The sequence below is a fragment of the Methylobacterium sp. Leaf100 genome (genome assembly GCF_001422845.1).
Classification (GTDB): Bacteria; Pseudomonadota; Alphaproteobacteria; order Rhizobiales; family Beijerinckiaceae; genus Methylobacterium.
Genome location: NZ_LMMW01000012.1, coordinates 24,984 through 40,539 on the forward strand (window position 1 = coordinate 24,984; position 15,556 = coordinate 40,539).

Annotated in this window: 17 protein-coding genes; 8 read left to right on the forward strand and 9 right to left on the reverse strand. The window is 67.4% G+C overall.

Going from position 1 to position 15,556, the window contains the following annotated elements; all coding sequences use genetic code 11:
* Positions 1-62 precede the first annotated feature (62 nt).
* The 5 genes from fba (at position 63) to ASF25_RS08245 (ending at position 4,374) form a co-directional block, all read left to right on the forward strand.
* Positions 63-1,136, forward strand: coding sequence for a class II fructose-bisphosphate aldolase (gene fba, locus ASF25_RS08225; protein WP_056304316.1), 1,074 nt, complete (start codon positions 63-65; stop codon positions 1,134-1,136).
* 27 nt (positions 1,137-1,163) lie between these two features.
* Positions 1,164-1,823 carry a thiamine phosphate synthase gene (locus ASF25_RS08230; protein ID WP_056304317.1) on the forward strand — a complete coding sequence of 220 codons (660 nt, stop codon included), beginning with the start codon at positions 1,164-1,166 and terminating at the stop codon, positions 1,821-1,823.
* A 14-nt stretch (positions 1,824-1,837) separates the two neighbouring features.
* Positions 1,838-2,878: a tetratricopeptide repeat protein gene (locus ASF25_RS08235; RefSeq protein WP_244472950.1), complete on the forward strand. Its 1,041-nt coding sequence runs from the start codon at positions 1,838-1,840 to the stop codon at positions 2,876-2,878.
* A gap of 112 nt (positions 2,879-2,990) precedes the next feature.
* Positions 2,991-3,785, forward strand: a complete 795-nt coding sequence (locus ASF25_RS08240) for an inositol monophosphatase family protein (protein ID WP_056176116.1) — start codon at positions 2,991-2,993, stop codon at positions 3,783-3,785.
* 43 nt (positions 3,786-3,828) lie between these two features.
* Positions 3,829-4,374 carry an adenine phosphoribosyltransferase gene (locus ASF25_RS08245; protein WP_056176113.1) on the forward strand — a complete coding sequence of 182 codons (546 nt, stop codon included), beginning with the start codon at positions 3,829-3,831 and terminating at the stop codon, positions 4,372-4,374.
* A gap of 114 nt (positions 4,375-4,488) precedes the next feature.
* Here ASF25_RS08245 and purQ read toward each other — a convergent pair whose 3' ends face one another.
* The 5 genes from purQ to ASF25_RS08270 form a co-directional block, all read right to left on the reverse strand.
* Complete coding sequence (gene purQ / locus ASF25_RS08250; protein WP_056176109.1) at positions 4,489-5,169, reverse strand: phosphoribosylformylglycinamidine synthase subunit PurQ; 681 nt, start codon at positions 5,167-5,169, stop codon at positions 4,489-4,491.
* Positions 5,169-5,408, reverse strand: coding sequence for a phosphoribosylformylglycinamidine synthase subunit PurS (gene purS / locus ASF25_RS08255; protein WP_056304318.1), 240 nt, complete (start codon positions 5,406-5,408; stop codon positions 5,169-5,171). Before purS ends, purQ begins: the two co-directional genes overlap by 1 nt.
* Positions 5,409-5,493: 85 nt before the next feature.
* The gene (locus tag ASF25_RS08260; RefSeq protein ID WP_056176103.1) at positions 5,494-5,733 is read right to left on the reverse strand and encodes a hypothetical protein; all 240 of its coding nucleotides are present in this window, start codon (positions 5,731-5,733) and stop codon (positions 5,494-5,496) included.
* Between the two features lie 109 nt (positions 5,734-5,842).
* Positions 5,843-6,445, reverse strand: a complete 603-nt coding sequence (locus tag ASF25_RS08265) for an ActR/PrrA/RegA family redox response regulator transcription factor (RefSeq protein WP_056176100.1) — start codon at positions 6,443-6,445, stop codon at positions 5,843-5,845.
* A gap of 30 nt (positions 6,446-6,475) precedes the next feature.
* A complete protein-coding gene (locus ASF25_RS08270; RefSeq protein WP_056176232.1) occupies positions 6,476-7,870 on the reverse strand; it encodes an ActS/PrrB/RegB family redox-sensitive histidine kinase in 1,395 nt (464 codons plus the stop codon).
* 296 nt (positions 7,871-8,166) lie between these two features.
* Between ASF25_RS08270 and phaZ the strand changes: the two genes are divergently transcribed.
* A complete protein-coding gene (gene phaZ / locus ASF25_RS08275) occupies positions 8,167-9,435 on the forward strand; it encodes a polyhydroxyalkanoate depolymerase (RefSeq protein ID WP_056304319.1) in 1,269 nt (422 codons plus the stop codon).
* Positions 9,436-9,505: 70 nt separating this feature from the next.
* On the forward strand, positions 9,506-10,240 hold the full coding sequence (locus tag ASF25_RS08280; protein ID WP_056304320.1) for a SprT family zinc-dependent metalloprotease: 735 nt from the start codon (positions 9,506-9,508) through the stop codon (positions 10,238-10,240).
* 65 nt (positions 10,241-10,305) lie between these two features.
* Here ASF25_RS08280 and ASF25_RS08285 read toward each other — a convergent pair whose 3' ends face one another.
* Together ASF25_RS08285 and clpB are read right to left on the reverse strand one after the other, a co-directional pair.
* The gene (locus ASF25_RS08285; protein WP_056304321.1) at positions 10,306-10,683 is read right to left on the reverse strand and encodes a hypothetical protein; all 378 of its coding nucleotides are present in this window, start codon (positions 10,681-10,683) and stop codon (positions 10,306-10,308) included.
* A gap of 202 nt (positions 10,684-10,885) precedes the next feature.
* Positions 10,886-13,513: an ATP-dependent chaperone ClpB gene (gene clpB / locus ASF25_RS08290; RefSeq protein WP_056304322.1), complete on the reverse strand. Its 2,628-nt coding sequence runs from the start codon at positions 13,511-13,513 to the stop codon at positions 10,886-10,888.
* 239 nt (positions 13,514-13,752) lie between these two features.
* Between clpB and ASF25_RS08295 the strand changes: the two genes are divergently transcribed.
* Positions 13,753-14,535: an MOSC domain-containing protein gene (locus ASF25_RS08295; protein ID WP_056304323.1), complete on the forward strand. Its 783-nt coding sequence runs from the start codon at positions 13,753-13,755 to the stop codon at positions 14,533-14,535.
* Between the two features lie 110 nt (positions 14,536-14,645).
* Here the strand turns inward: ASF25_RS08295 and ASF25_RS08300 are convergent, their stop codons facing one another.
* Positions 14,646-14,921 (reverse strand): hypothetical protein, encoded by a 276-nt coding sequence (locus ASF25_RS08300; protein ID WP_056304324.1) that lies wholly within the window; start codon positions 14,919-14,921, stop codon positions 14,646-14,648.
* Between the two features lie 202 nt (positions 14,922-15,123).
* Positions 15,124-15,333 (reverse strand): hypothetical protein, encoded by a 210-nt coding sequence (locus ASF25_RS08305; protein ID WP_056176079.1) that lies wholly within the window; start codon positions 15,331-15,333, stop codon positions 15,124-15,126.
* Positions 15,334-15,556 lie beyond the last annotated feature (223 nt).

Below are 15,556 nucleotides of genomic sequence, written 5' to 3' on the forward strand. Positions count from 1 at the left end.
AGGCGCTATCCGGCGCGTCTGAGCGAACTGCCCCGACGGCGGTCGAAATCGAGGAGAAACCCATGGCCCGCATCACCCTGAGGCAGCTCCTCGACCATGCCGCCGAGTACGAGTACGGCGTGCCGGCGTTCAACCTGAACAACATGGAGCAGGGTCTCGCCATCATGGCGGCGGCGGACGCCACCGATTCGCCGGTCATCCTCCAGGCAAGCAAGGGCGCGCGCGCCTACGCCAACGACATCGTGCTCGCCAAGCTCATCGACGGTCTCGTCGAGGTCTATCCGCATATCCCCGTCTGCATGCACCTCGACCACGGCAGCGACGAGGCCACCTGTGCCACGGCGATCCAGTACGGCTTCACCTCGGTGATGATGGATGGGTCGCTCAAGGCCGACGGAAAGACTCCGGCCGACTATGCCTACAATGTCGAGATCACCCGCAACGTCACCAGAATGGCCCATTGGGCCGGCGTCTCGGTCGAGGGCGAACTTGGCGTGCTCGGCTCCCTGGAGAGCGGCGAGGGCGAGGCCGAGGACGGACACGGCGCCGAAGGCGTGCTGAGCCACGACCAGCTTCTCACCGACCCGGACGAGGCCGTCAAGTTCGTCGAGGCCACCAAGGTCGACGCCCTCGCCGTCGCCATGGGCACCTCGCACGGCGCCTACAAGTTCACGAGGCAGCCCGATGGCGACGTGCTCGCCATGAACGTGATCGAGGAGATCCATCGGCGCCTGCCCACCACACACTTGGTGATGCACGGCTCCTCCTCGGTGCCGCAGGACCTGCAGGACATCATCAACCAGTACGGCGGCCAGATGAAGCCGACCTGGGGCGTGCCCGTCGAGGAGATCCAGCGCGGCATCAAGCACGGCGTGCGCAAGATCAACATCGACACCGACAACCGCATGGCGATGACCGGTCAGATTCGGAAAATCCTGGCCGAGAACAAGGCCGAGTTCGACCCGCGCAAGTACCTCAAGCCGGCCATGGAGGCGATGACGAAGCTCTGCCGCCAGCGCTTCGAAGAGTTCGGCACCGCCGGTCAGGGCTCGAAGATTCGCCCGATCTCCGTCGCCAACATGGCCAAGCGCTACGCCGACGGCTCCCTCGATCCGAAGATCGGCGCGGTACGCTGAGCGCCCGACCCTTCCTGAAGGACCCCTATGGCCGAGCCCCGTACCCGCCTCGCCCTCCTCACCCCGCACCGTATCGAGGCGGGTGACGCCGACGTCCTCGCGGCAGCCCTGACAGCCGCGTGCGCCGCCGGCGACGTCGCGGCCGTGATCCTGCGCCTCGCTCCCGCCGATGAGCGCAGCCTCGTCAACCTCGTCAAGCGTCTCGCCCCCGCGGCGCAGGGCACGGGTGCGGCCTTGGTCTTGGCCTGCACCGGTTTCCCGGGCGATCTGGTGAGCGTCTCGGCGCGTGGCGGCGCCGATGGAGTCCATCTCGACAAGCCGAAGGATGGGACCCTGGCGGACCTGCGCGGACGCCTCGACGACGGGCGCATCCTCGGGGCTGGTGGCCACGAGCAGAAACACGCGGCCATGGAGGCCGGAGAGGCCGGCGTCGACTACGTGATGTTCGGCGGCCTGTACGCCGACGGAATCGCGCCAGAAGCGGCCACGATCCTCGACCGGACGACGTGGTGGACGGAGATCTTCGAAACGCCCTGCATCGCCGTCGCCCACGAAGTCGGGGAGGTGGCGGCCCTCGCCGCGACGGGCGCGGAATTCCTCGGACTCGAAAGCGCCCTGTGGATGGGCAACGGCGCGGACGTGGCCGCGATCCAGGCGATGGTGAACGCCGCGGGGTCGGCTTCGTGAGAAGTGCCGCCCGTTTGCTTGCGTCGGTCCTGGCGTTGGCCGGCCCCGGAAGCGCGCTGGCACAGTCGCCCCAGCCGGTGATGCCCATCGTCCCGGGGGCGAACGCGCAGGCACCGGTCCCGAAACCGGCGTCGAAGGAAGTCTTCACAGCGCCGCTGAAGGAATTGCCGACGCCCTACACGCCCGGCGTGATGGGTGCGAACCCGCCGACGTCGAACAAGGAAACCGATGTCGCGTTCGGTGCCTATCAGCGCGGCCAGTACACCACCGCCCTCCGCGAGGCGACGAAGCGGCTCTCGGCCAATTCGAGGGACGCGGCGGCGATGACGCTGCTCGGCGAACTCAACAACCAGGGCCTGGGCATCAAGCAGGACCCGGTGAAGGCCGCCGAGTGGTACCGTCTGGCCGCGGCCCAGGGCGATGTCCACGCCATGGCGTCCCTCGGTCTCATGTCCATCGATGGACGCGGGGGCCCCAAGGACCTTAAGGCCGGTCGGCGCTGGCTCGAACAGGCTTCGGACAAGGGTGACGCCACCGCCTCTTACAATCTGGCGCTGATCCTGCTCGGCTCGGGCACGGAGGCCGATCAAGCCAAGGCCGCGACCCTGTTCCGCAAGGCGGCCAACGGCGAGATCAGCGCCGCCCAGCACGGCCTCGGCGTCCTTTATCTTCAGGGCCGCGGGGTCGCGAAAGACCCGGCGCAGGCAGCCGAACTGTTCCGCCGGGCGGCCGACAACGGCGATCTCGCCGGCGAGGTCGAGTTCGCCATCCTGCTGTTCAACGGGACCGGCATCGCCAAGGACGAGGGCCGCGCCGCCCGCTACTTCCTCCATGCCGCCTCGCGCGGCAACGCCATCGCGCAGAACCGGATCGCACGCCTCTACGCCAACGGTCGCGGCGTACCGAAGAACCTCGTGGAGGCAGCGGCCTGGAACCTGGCCGCCGCGGCGCAGGGGCTCTCGGACGCATGGCTCGACCAGACCCTGACGGGACTCAGCCCCGAGGAGCGCACCCGGGCCGAGCAGATGGCGTCCGAACGCGCCAACGTGAAGTAGGCGCATCCCGCCTGTGCTCCGACAGGGATGAGGCCGGCGCCAAACGTGCTATGGCCCCCTCAGACCTCTCGCGTCTCCGACGCTCTTTGAATCGACCCGGACCCTTCAAGCGATGATCAGCTCACCCCTCATGACCGTCATGGTCGATGCCGTCCGCAAGGCCGCCCGCGGCCTCAAGCGCGACTACGGCGAGATCGAGAACCTTCAAGTCTCGCGCAAGGGACCGGGCAACTTCGTCTCGGCGGCTGATCGCAAGGCTGAGGAAGTCCTGCGCGACGCTCTGATGAAGGCCCGGCCCGGCTACGGCCTCGTGCTCGAGGAGTCCGGCATCGTCGAGGGCGCCGACAAGAGCCACACCTGGCACGTCGACCCCCTCGACGGCACCACCAACTTCCTGCACGGCATCCCGCATTTCGCGATTTCCGTGGGCTTGGAGCGCGAGGGCCAGATCGTCGCCGGCGTGATCTACGATCCAGCAAAGGACGAGTTGTTCGTGGCCGAACGCGGCAAGGGCGCCTACCTCAACAACCGCCGGCTGCGCGTCTCGGGCCGTGTCGACATGGCCGATGCCCTCGTGGCCTACGGCTCACCCTACCTTGGGCGCGGCGATCATCCGAAGCTCCTGCGCGAGGTGGCGGCCGTGATGGCCGTGAGCGGGGGCATCCGCCGGTTCGGCTCGGCGGCTCTCGATCTCGCCTACGTCGCCTGCGGCCGCTCGGACCTGTACTGGGAGCGCGACCTGCAGACCTGGGACATCGCGGCCGGCATCATCCTGGTGCGCGAGGCCGGCGGCTTCGTCTCCAGCGCCGATGGCGGCGCCGAGCCCCTCGCCGCGCGTTCGGTGGCCGCCGGCAACGAGAACCTGCATGGGGATCTCGTGAAGCTCCTGCGCCGCGCCAACGCCTGAAACCCACGCCCACTCATCATCGAACTCGACGAAGGCCGCCGCCATGGATTCCCGCCGCCATATCGCGCTGAAAGAGTCGATCCGCTCGATTCCGGACTACCCGAAGCCCGGTATCGTGTTTCGCGACATCACCACGCTATTGAGCGATCCGCGTGCCTTCCGTCGGGCGGTCGATGCCCTCGTGCATCCCTTCGCGGGCGGCCGGATCGATCAGGTCGCCGGCATCGAGGCGCGCGGGTTCATCCTTGGTGGCGCAGTGGCGCACCAGCTTTCGTCGGGCTTCGTACCGATCCGCAAGAAAGGCAAGCTGCCCCACAAGACCGTGTCGATCGCCTATGCCCTCGAATACGGCACCGACGAAATGGAAATCCACGTCGATGCGATCAAGCCGGGCGACCGGGTGCTTCTGGTGGACGATCTCATCGCCACCGGCGGGACGGCCTGCGCGGCGGTGAACCTGCTTCGTCAGATCGGTGCCGAGGTCGTGGCCGCCTGCTTCGTCATCGATCTGCCCGAGATCGGTGGGGCGCAGAAACTGCGGGATCTCGACGTCCCGGTGCGGACGTTGATGGAGTTCGACGGGCACTAGGTCCGTAAGACGCACGGTCCTGCAAGAGGGAATGCCTTCGCTGCGCGGAGGTCGTCTCCCTCGACCTCCCGCTCCGCGACCGCCCTCCCCGACACAGAGGGAGGGTCGAAGGCCCTATGCAGCCAAGCTCGCGAACAGGCCGCGCCCGTCCGTGCCGCCGACGAGATCTTCGACGAAGTTCTCCGGGTGCGGCATCAGCCCGAGTACGTTGAGCTTCTCGGAATAAATGCCCGCGATGGAATTAAGCGAGCCGTTGCGATTGGCATCCACCGTCAGCGCGCCCGACGCGTCGCAGTAGCGGAACGCCACGCGGCCATCGCCTTCGAGGCGCACGATGGTGTCGGGATCCGCGAAGTAGTTGCCCTCGCCGTGCGCCACGCACACGTCGATGACCTGATCTTTGGTGTAGGCCGTGGTGAAGCGGGTATCGGCGCGCTCGACGCGCAGGAGCTGCCGGTGGCAGATGAAGCGCCGGTCGACGTTGCGCATGAGGACGCCGGGCAGCAGACCCGACTCGCACAGAATCTGGAAGCCGTTGCAAATGCCCAGCACCAAGCCGCCGCGCGCCGCGTGCGCGCGCACGGCATCCATGGCCGCCGCGCGGCCCGCGATGGCGCCGCAGCGCAGGTAGTCGCCGTAGGAAAAGCCGCCCGGCAGGACGGCGAGGTCAGTGCCCGCCGGCAGTTCGGTGTCGGCATGCCAGACCTTGACCACTTCGGCCCCGGCCTGAGTCAGGGCACGGGCGACATCCGCGTCACGGTTGGAGCCCGGAAAGACGATGACGGCGGCGCGCATCAGGCGATCTCGATCGCGTAGTTCTCGACCACGGTGTTGGCCAGGAGCTTCTCGCAGGCGGCCTTGAGGGTGGCCTCGGCTGCGGCGCGGTCACCGCCCGCGAGTTCGACGTCGAAGACCTTGCCCTGGCGCACACCGTCGACGCCGGACAGGCCGAACGACGTCAGCGCCGCCTTGATCGCCTTGCCCTGCGGATCGAGCACGCCGGTCTTCAGGGTGACGATGATGCGTGCTTTCATGGGGTCGAACTCGGCTGCGCGTGGCGGGGCGCCCCCGCGATAATCGGGAAACGCCGCCCTGGCAACGCGGAGGGACCCTGCTCGTCTAGCGGCGCTGTACGGCGGGGGCGGCGCGCAGGGGTTCGATGCTGATGGCCCGACGCCAGAGCTGCAACATCACCCAAGCGGCGAAGAGGCTGAAGACGGCCATCAGCACGTGGCCGACGGTGTCGCCGAGTTCGAAGATGCCGGCCAGCGCCCATCCGGCCGCAATGGCGACGGCGAAGACTTCCGTGCCCACTAGCACCATCATGCTGACGATCGTGATGAGGTTGCGCGTGTTCACTGGCGTGGCATCCCGATTGTCGTTCCGTCACCGCGCGATCCCGTTGCGCGGGCGGTCGAGGGAAGTAGCGCGATCTGGTCGGACCACGCAACTTCGCCCCTTCCCGTCGTCAGCGCGGCGCGCGTTTGGCCAGGATGCGCTGCAGGGTGCGGCGATGCATGTTGAGGCGACGCGCCGTTTCCGAGACGTTGCGGCTGCACAGCTCGTAGACCCGCTGGATGTGCTCCCAGCGCACCCGGTCGGCCGACATCGGGTTCTCCGGCGGATCGGCCCGCTCGCCCGGCTGGGCCATGAGGGTGCCGTGGATCTCGTCGGCATCCGCGGGCTTGGCGAGATAGTCGAACGCGCCGAGCTTCACCGCCGTGACCGCCGTGGCGATGTTGCCGTAGCCCGTAAGAATCACGCCGCGGGCCTCCGGGCGACGCTCCTTGAGACGGGCGATGACGTCGAGGCCGTTCCCATCTCCGAGACGCATGTCGATGACCGCGAAGGCCGGCGCCCGCGCATCCACCATCGAGACCCCCTCGGCCACGCTCTCGGCGACGTGGACCTCGTAGCCGCGCATCTCCATGGCGCGGGCGAGGCGGGTCGAGAACGGTTTGTCGTCATCGACGATGAGCAGGCTACGATCGGTGAAAGCGGCCAGCGGATCGTTATCGCCAAGTTGCATGATATCGGCGCCAGGCGCCGTTGTACCGGTCTGCGTCTGCATTCGACGCGTCTCCTGCGTTCCTGTAAGTCTTCAGGAACTTATATAGGCGCCGGAACGGTCCTGATCAGGGGTTGCCAGCTCTCCATTCTGTGCATGACGCGCAACCGCGATGCCGCGCTCGAACACGTGCCGCGCCCAGGACACGCGCACGACGGCGCCCGTCGCAGTGGGATCGGGCGCGTTCGACAAGGTGAGTTGCGCACCTGAGCGCTCGATGAGGGTTTTGGCGATGAACAAACCCAGTCCCAGGCCTGCACCCGTGGTCGCGCCGGATTTCGCCCGGTCGTTGCTCCGAGTGGTCACGTAGGGCTCGCCGGCGCGAAGCAGCACCTCGCCGGAGAAGCCGGGACCGTCGTCGCGCATCTCGAGCCAGACCTGCTCATAAGTCCAGCGCGCCTCGATGATGACGCGGGTCTTGGCGAAATCCACGGCATTGTCGACGATGTTCGCGAGCCCGAACAGGACGCCGGGGTTGCGCCGGGTCGAGGGCTCCTGCCCCTCCCCCCTGCTGGTGACGTCGAGGATGATGCCCATGGCGCGCTGGGGCGCCACCAATTCCTCGACGAGGTGGCTCAGGCTCACGGTCTGGAGGAAGCCCCCCCCATCCCCATCGAGTGATGTGAGCTTCGACAGAATGCTGCGGCAGCGGTCGACCTGATCGCGAAGGAGCGCGAGATCCTCACGTACGCCGGGCGACGCCGTCGGAGCGAGCTGACGGCTCAGCTCCTTCGTCACCACCATGATGGTGCCGAGCGGTGTGCCGAGCTCGTGCGCCGCCGCCGCCGCCAGACCATCGAGCTGCGAAAGGTGCTGCTCGCGGGCGAGCACGAGCTCGGTGGCGGCAAGCGCCTGGGCCAGGAGCCGGGTCTCCTCGGAGACCTTCCAAGCGTAGACACCAGTGAAGGCCGTACCGAGGAGAATCGCGGTCCATACCCCGGAAATGTAGAGGAACGGCAGTTCGAGGCGGCCATCGGCGAACCACGGCAGCGGCCGGTGGATGAGGGCCAGCAGGGTCGCGAGGCCGATGGCGAGGAGCCCGAGGGCCAGGGTCCGCTCGGGCGGCAGGGCTGTGGCCGAGATCAGCACAGGAGCGAGGAACAGGAGCGAAAATGGGTTCTGCAGGCCACCCGTGAGGAACAGCAGGGCCGCGAGCTGAATGATGTCGAACGCCAGCAACAGTGCAGCCGAATCGTCGCTGAGGCGGTAACTCGCGGGAAACCGGATACGCAGGGCGAGATTCAGCCACGACGAGGCAGCAATGACGAGGAAGCACCAGCCGAACGGCAGTGGCAGCCCAAGGCCGAACTGGGCGCCGACCACGGCCGCGCTCTGGCCGGTGATCGCGAGCCAGCGCAGGCGGACGAAGGTATCGAGCCGGAGGTGCCGGGCGTCGCGCACGAAGCCGGTGGTGCTCATGTCCATCATGTCCATCAGAACGATAGGGCCGCGTGATCCAACGTCCATCCCATCGTGGGCAATCAAGTCTTCCGCGCCTGGTTCGAAGCGGACGCTTTCGTTCGCATCGCCACGCCGATCCGTGACAGGACTTCGCTCTCCCGCGTCGGAGGCAGCAAAGCGGCCGGAACGTCACGCACGGGACTTGTCGCCGCAGGTTGCGCCCTAAGTCGGAGACAAGCCCGGGCTGAATGGCGCGGCACGAACCATGCGCCAACCTTCATGCATCAGGCAGGCGCTGCGTTCCGGAACAGGGGGAGGCCATCGTGAACCTGTCCTACTACTGGTATGAGACCGCCCGGATCATGACGACGCCGGCGCGGGTTGCCGCCGACATGGTCAAGCACAGCCTTCAGAACCCAGCCAATCCACTGTCGTACGGCCCCTATGCCCGCAGCGTCGCGGCGGCCTGCGAGATGTTCGAGCGGATGACGCGTCGCTACGCCAAACCGGGCTTCGGATTCACCGGCACCTGGATCGAGGGCCACAGCGTGCCGGTGAGCGAACGCGTGGTGTGGGAGCGGCCGTTCTGCCGGGCCATCACCTTCGACCGTGGTTTTGTTCGCGGTCCGAGCCAGCCACAGCCGAAGCTCCTCATCGTGGCGCCGATGTCCGGGCATTACGCCACCCTCCTGCGCGGCACCGTGGAGGCGATGCTGCCGGACCATCAGGTCTTCATCACCGATTGGGCCGATGCTCGCATGGTGCCGCTGAGCGCCGGGCGCTTCGACCTCGACACCTACATCGACTACCTCATCGCCCTGTTCACCATGCTCGGGCCCGACCTCCACGTCATGGCCGTGTGCCAGCCGGCGGTGCCGGTGCTGGCCGCCATCGCGGTGATGGAGGCACGCGGGCACGCCACCGTGCCGACTTCCATGACCCTCATGGGCGGCCCCATCGACACGCGGCGTTCGCCCACCGCCGTGAACTGCCTCGCCCAGGAGCGCGGCACGAAGTGGTTCGAGCGCAACTGCATCACGACCGTGCCGGCTGGGTATCCGGGGGCGTGGCGCAGCGTCTATCCGGGCTTCTTCCAGCTGTCCGGCTTCATGTCGATGAACCTCGATCGCCACGTCGACGCCCACGCGGAGATGTTCGATCACCTCGTCACCGGCGACGGCGATTCGGCCGAAAAGCACCGCGACTTCTACGACGAGTACCTCGCGGTGATGGACCTGACGGCGGACTTCTACCTGCAGACGATCAAGACCGTGTTCGTCGATCACGCCCTGCCGAAGGGCACGATGATGCACGCGGGCACGCGCGTCGACCTCGGGGCGATCCGCACCTGCGCGATCCTCGCCATCGAGGGCGAGAACGACGACATCTCGGGGGTCGGGCAGACGCAGGCGGCCCTCGATCTCACGCCGAACCTGCCGTCCGAACGAAAAGCCTATCACCTGCAGAAGGGCGTCGGGCATTATGGGGTGTTCAACGGCTCCCGTTATCGCACCGTGATCGCGCCGCGCATCGCCGAATTCATACGCGCGATGCAGGCCCGCCCCGCCATCGCCCAGGAACCGGCGGACTGAGGCGACCTGCCCCCAGCAATTCGCCCTCCCGACGATGGCGGCGCGGCGGCGGCACCGCTAAGCTGCCAGCATGCGATTGGCGCTGCTGCGCGGGCCGGACCCGGACCATCTCGATATCGCCCACGAGGGTGAGACCTTCCGCATCGCCCTGCGGCGTCGACCGACGGCGCGTCGCTTGACGCTGCGCGTGTCGAGCGCCACCGGTGAGGTGGTGATGACCCTACCGGCGCGGACCTCGCTGGCGGTGGCGCAGAAATTCGCGATCAGCCATAGCGGCTGGATCGCCCTGCGGCTGGCCAAGCTGCCGGAGCGAATCGCCTTCGTGGATGGCGCGGTGCTTCCCCTGCGCGGCATCCCCCATCGCATCGTTCACCGGTCGTCGACGGGCGGCCTGACGCGGGTCGAGGCGACGGCGGACGATCCCGTGATCACCGTTGCCTGCGAGGCACCGCACATCGCCCGGCGCATCGGCGATTTCCTCGAACGGGAAGCGCGCCGGGATCTGACCGCGGCCGTGAAGAGCTATGGGGGAGCCATCGGACAAGCGCCGACGCGCATCACCGTGCGCGACACCCGCAGCCGCTGGGGTTCATGCACGGCCCAGGGGGCCCTCAATTTCTCGTGGCGGCTGATCCTGGCCCCGCCGCTGGTACTCGACTACCTCGTCGCCCACGAGATGGCGCACCTGAAGGAGATGAATCACTCGGCCCGGTTCTGGAGTCTCGTCGGCGCCATCTGCCCGCATGTCGAGGAGGCGGAACGCTGGCTCAAGTGCAATGGATCGAGCCTGCATCGCTACGGCTGAGGACGTACTTCCCGAAAGCTCACCCAGCTTCGGCACGAGACGACGGAGAGGCAGGACCCTTTTCGTCAGCCCTTCACCCGCAGAACGCGGCGGCGCGAACCGGGCTCCTCGGGCCAAGTCGGACGGGCATCGACCTGACCCGGCGCGAGGGTGCGCGGCGCGACGCTGTTGCAGACTTCGCGCTGACGCAGAATCACGGGTTGGCCGAACTCGTCCCGGCGGCGGATGATGCCACCCTCGTGGCAGAAGCCGGCGAGTTCGGCGGACGAGCCGGACTGACGCCCACCCGGCGTCCGGGCGATGGGTCGATGCTCGACGACGAGACGGCCGTCGCGGTTCAGGGAGTTCTCGACATAGGTGGTCTCGTCGACCGGAAGCGACCCGGCCTCCACCTGCGCCATCCCGGCGAGGAGCATCAGTGCGGGAAGGGCGCAGAATCGCATGGCGTTCGTCCGTGTTGAAGCGTAGCCGTCAGGATTAAGGCCTGGCTGCCCCTAGCGATAGTCCACTGCGGGAACATCGATTCCGGGACAAGCCTTCGGCCAAACCCGTTAAGAATTCGCTAACCACGCGGATCAACGCGCTATGCAACGGATGGATCGGACCGGACCGCGGCTCGCGAGCGGCGGTCCGGTCACATCCGTGTCAGTTCAGCAAGCGGTTCTGCGGGCGCGTCTCGGCCGCCAGGGTATCGCCCACGGTCAACCCGAGGGGCCCGAGCCGCACCGGCACCGATTCGCCGTCGTGGATCGATCCGGACAGGAGCTGCTCGGCGAGGCGGTCCTGTACCGCCTTCTGGATCACCCGCTTCAGCGGACGCGCCCCGTAGGCCGGATCGTACCCCTTGTCCGCGAGCCAGTCGCGGGCATCGGGCTCGACGTCGATGGTGATCTTGCGCTCGTCCAGAAGCTTCTGGAGACGCCCGAGCTGGATGTCGACGATGGCGCCCATCTCCGACCGCTTGAGGCGGTGGAACAGGATGATCTCGTCGATCCGGTTCAGGAATTCCGGCCGGAAGTGATGGCGCACCACACCCATCACCTCGTCGCGCACGGCATCGGTATCATCGCCCTCGGACTGGTTGACGAGGTACTCGGAGCCAAGGTTCGAGGTCATGATGAGGAGGGTGTTGCGGAAGTCCACCGTGCGCCCCTGCCCGTCCGTCAGGCGCCCATCGTCGAGCACCTGCAGGAGGACGTTGAACACGTCCGGATGCGCCTTCTCGACCTCGTCGAACAACACGACCTGATACGGCCGGCGCCGCACGGCCTCCGTGAGGGACCCTCCCTCCTCGTAGCCGACGTAGCCCGGAGGCGCACCGATGAGGCGGGCAACGGCGTGCTTCTCCATGTATTCCGACATGTCGATCCGTACGAGCGCCGTGTCGTCATCGAATAGGAACCCGGCGAGCGCCTTCGTCAGCTCGGTCTTGCCGACGCCCGTGGGCCCGAGGAACATGAACGAACCGATGGGCCGGTTGGGGTCCTGCAGACCGGCCCGGGCCCGGCGCACGGCGGTCGCGACCGCCTCCACCGCCTCGCGCTGGCCGACGACGCGCTTCGCCAGAGCCGATTCCATGGCGAGCAGCTTGTCGCGCTCGCCCTCCAGCATCTTGTCCACGGGCACGCCGGTCCAGCGCGAGACAACCCCGGCGATGTGGGCAGGGGTCACCGCCTCTTCGACCATGCCGTCGCGGCTGACCGCGGACTCGGCCGCCGCCTCGATCTCGGCGAGCTGCTTCTCCAGGCCCGGCACCACGCCGTAGGCGAGTTCGCCGGCGCGCTGGTATTGACCCTGGCGCTGGGCGTTGGCGAGTTCCGTGCGGGCCTCGTCGAGCTTCTTCTTCAGGTCGGCCGCTGCCCCGAGCTTGTCCTTCTCCGCCTTCCAGCGCGAGGTGATGGCCGAGGATTGCTCCTCAAGATCGGCCAACTCCTTTTCCAGCCGCACGAGGCGGTCGCGGGAGGCGGTGTCGGTCTCCTTCTTCAGGGCCTCGCCCTCGATCTTCCGGCGCACGATCTCGCGGTCGATATTGTCGAGTTCCTCGGGCTTCGAATCGACCTGCATGCGCAGGCGCGAGCCCGCCTCGTCCATGAGGTCGATGGCCTTATCGGGAAGGAAACGGTCGGTGATGTAGCGGTTCGACAGGGTGGCGGCCGCGACCAACGCCGCATCCTGGATACGCACGCCGTGGTGCTGCTCGTACTTCTCCTTGATGCCGCGCAGGATCGAGACCGTATCCTCCACGGTGGGCTCGGACACGAAGACGGGCTGGAAGCGCCGCGCCAGGGCGGCGTCCTTCTCGACGTGCTTGCGGTACTCGTCGAGGGTTGTTGCGCCGACGCAGTGCAGTTCGCCCCGTGCCAGGGCGGGCTTTAGGAGGTTCGAGGCATCCATCGCCCCGTCGGCCTTTCCGGCGCCCACGAGGGTGTGCATTTCGTCGATGAACAGAATGATGCCGCCTTCGGCCGCCGTCACCTCGGACAGCACGCCCTTCAGGCGCTCTTCGAACTCGCCGCGGTATTTGGCGCCCGCGATCAGCGAGCCCATGTCGAGGGCGAGCAGGCTCTTGTCCTTCAAGCTCTCGGGCACGTCGCCGTCGACGATGCGTAGGGCGAGCCCCTCGACGATGGCGGTCTTGCCGACGCCGGGCTCGCCGATGAGCACGGGATTGTTCTTGGTGCGCCGGGACAGGACCTGGATCGTACGCCGGATCTCCTCGTCACGGCCGATCACCGGATCGAGCTTGCCTTCGCGGGCGGCTTCCGTGAGGTCGCGGGCGTATTTCTTCAGGGCGTCGTAAGCGTTCTCCGCCGTGGCGTTGTCGGCAGTGCGGCCCTTGCGCAGGGCGTTGATGGCCCCATTCAGCGACGCCGGCGTCACGCCCGCGGCGGCGAGCGCCTTGCCGGACTCGGTGTCCTTCTCGACGGCGAGCGCCAGGAGCAGGCGCTCCACGGTGACGTAGGAATCGCCGGCCTTCTCGGCCGCCTTCTCGGCGGTGTCGAACAGGCGCACGAGTTCGCGCGTCGCCTGCGGCTGGGACGAATTGCCGGACACCTTGGGCTGCTTGCCGAGCCAGATTTCGACTTGCGCGAGGGCGACGCGGGACTGCCCGCCCGCACGGTCGATGAGGCCGGCACACAGGCCCTCGGGGTCGTCGAGAAGCACCTTCAGGAGGTGACCCGGCTGCAATTGCGGATGACCCTCGCGCATGGCCAGGGTCTGCGCCGACTGGACGAAGCCGCGGGCGCGTTCGGTGTAGATCTCGAAATTCATGCTCTTTCGACCTCCCCGTGTCGGTCCGGTCCCGCCCGCATGAGGCGGCGCGGCCGTTCCGAGACGTCGTTCCCCGGCTCCGGTCCCATACCTTCACTGCGAGAACCCCGGCGCCATCCAGCCGCCGGTGACACGGATGTGGTGTTGTAAATACGCACCACAAGGGGGTCCGGATCGAAGTGGGGGCGGGATCTTCCGGACCCTTGCAAGCGGCTTCGTCACCGGTCCATGCTCTTCCGATGACGAACGAACTGCACCTCGACGCTCTCCATCGCTACCCCGTGAAGGGCCTCTCGCCCGAACGGCTCGACAGCGTCGATCTGGAGGCGGGCGACTACTTTCCCGGCGATCGTTTGTTCGCCGTCGAGAACGGCCCGTCCGGCTTCGATCCGGCGGCACCCGTGCATCAGCCCAAGATCAAATTCCTGATGCTCATGCGCCACGAAGCCCTGGCCCGCCTCGACGCACGCTACGAGGCGCATACGAACGTCCTGACGATCCACGGTGATGGCGGCGTCGTGGCGCAGGGTGATCTCGGCACGGCGGAAGGACGCGGCGCCATCGAAAGCTTCCTGGCCGGGTACCTGCCCGACGCCCTACGCGGCCCGCCCAAGGTGCTGGGCGCGCCCGAAGGCTTCCGCTTCACCGATTCGCCCCGTGGCTTCGTTTCGCTCCTCAATCTCGCCAGCGTCGCGGCGGTCGAGACCCTGACGGGTGCTGCCGTCGATCCCCTGCGGTTCCGAGCGAATCTCCACGTCTCGGGTCTGGCGCCTTGGGCCGAACTCGACCTCGTCGGGCGCACGCTCGTCACGCACGGCGGGGTCGCGCTGCGCGTTCTCAAACGCACGGAGCGTTGCGCGGCGACCAACGTCGATCCGGTCACGGGCATTCGCGACCTCACGATCCCCCGCGCCCTGTCGCAGCAACTTGGCCACACGGATTGCGGAGTCTACGCAGAGGTGGTGGCCGGCGGCACCTTGCGGACCGGCGATCGCCTCACGCTCGAGCCGGCGAACGTCTGAGTAGGCCGACCGTCCGACGCCAGCCGAAACCGTGCGTCGACGGAGCAGCCGTGCTGCGAGTGATGCGACGAAGTGGGGATCGACCGGGTTCGCGATCGGCCCCTTCGGCGTCAGATGGCGTCGCGGGGGACCAGGACAACGGCTGCCGCGTAGCCGGCGCGCCTCAGATGGCGCAGATCGGCGTGGCGGCGCTCGCAGGTGATCTTGAGGTAGCGATCGTCGCCTCCGGGCAACCCGGCCGACGCCGCCATCGCCTGTCCGTGGATCAGGCATTCCATCGGTGTTCTCGCGGGCGCGATGATCACGTCGAGGGCAGTTTGGCGGGAGCAGTTCTGAACCAGCATGGTTTGCATGCAGACGAGGGCGACGGACAGCAATCCGGACATGACGGACCTCTTGTTCGAGATGGCGAAGAAGGTCCGCGGAGTGGCTCTGGCGTTCGAGCGGCCGCGTGATTGTTGTCTGGGGCGTTCCTCGAAGATCTGGTTTCGGGTTATTGGTCTTGGTGACCATCCTCCCCACGCACACCGTATGCCAGGGGCGGATTCTCGAGACGCATCGCGCCCGTGTGTGACGCTTGGGCCACCCTCAGTCCCGGCCCTGAAGCCAGAGAGGCTCGGGCTCGGCGCGCGGCAGCAGCGCCGCCACGGCGTCGAGATCGACGATGTAATGCTCGGTGAGACGGCGCCAGACCTCGGCCGTCGAGGCGGCCTCGGTGCCGATCCGGTGCAGCGCGCTGGCAAGCAGGCCCGGATTCGTCAGGGTCTGGCGGGGGGTGAAAGAATCGGAGTTGGACAACGGCTTAGTCCCTGATCGACGGGACCCAGGATCACGATTCAAAGTTAAGCGGACGTTAAAGGCCCGGTGCCTCCGGCGGAAATCAGTTCCCTCCAATCATCACGCTTCCGGGAGTGTCCGATGGATTGTGTTTCGGCATGCGGTCGCACCCGCAGATGAAGATCGGCCCGTCGTCGCATCGGAGCGCGGAACTCCAGGGGGACGGTGAGCGTCTCACAAGCCG

Bases quoted from the DNA above. Each gene is read 5' to 3' on its own strand.
- ASF25_RS08230 (WP_056304317.1), top strand. From the start codon at position 1,164: ATGGCCGAGCCCCGTACCCGCCTCGCCCTCCTCACCCCGCACCGTATC.
- ASF25_RS08295 (WP_056304323.1), top strand. From the start codon at position 13,753: ATGACGAACGAACTGCACCTCGACGCTCTCCATCGCTACCCCGTGAAG.
- purQ (WP_056176109.1), bottom strand. From the start codon at position 5,169: ATGCGCGCCGCCGTCATCGTCTTTCCGGGCTCCAACCGTGACGCGGAT.
- ASF25_RS08245 (WP_056176113.1), top strand. From the start codon at position 3,829: ATGGATTCCCGCCGCCATATCGCGCTGAAAGAGTCGATCCGCTCGATT.
- ASF25_RS08265 (WP_056176100.1), bottom strand. From the start codon at position 6,445: ATGCAGACGCAGACCGGTACAACGGCGCCTGGCGCCGATATCATGCAA.
- ASF25_RS08270 (WP_056176232.1), bottom strand. From the start codon at position 7,870: ATGATGGACATGAGCACCACCGGCTTCGTGCGCGACGCCCGGCACCTC.
- ASF25_RS08280 (WP_056304320.1), top strand. From the start codon at position 9,506: ATGCGATTGGCGCTGCTGCGCGGGCCGGACCCGGACCATCTCGATATC.
- fba (WP_056304316.1), top strand. From the start codon at position 63: ATGGCCCGCATCACCCTGAGGCAGCTCCTCGACCATGCCGCCGAGTAC.
- ASF25_RS08300 (WP_056304324.1), bottom strand. From the start codon at position 14,921: ATGTCCGGATTGCTGTCCGTCGCCCTCGTCTGCATGCAAACCATGCTG.
- clpB (WP_056304322.1), bottom strand. From the start codon at position 13,513: ATGAATTTCGAGATCTACACCGAACGCGCCCGCGGCTTCGTCCAGTCG.
- ASF25_RS08240 (WP_056176116.1), top strand. From the start codon at position 2,991: ATGATCAGCTCACCCCTCATGACCGTCATGGTCGATGCCGTCCGCAAG.
- ASF25_RS08285 (WP_056304321.1), bottom strand. From the start codon at position 10,683: ATGCGATTCTGCGCCCTTCCCGCACTGATGCTCCTCGCCGGGATGGCG.
- purS (WP_056304318.1), bottom strand. From the start codon at position 5,408: ATGAAAGCACGCATCATCGTCACCCTGAAGACCGGCGTGCTCGATCCG.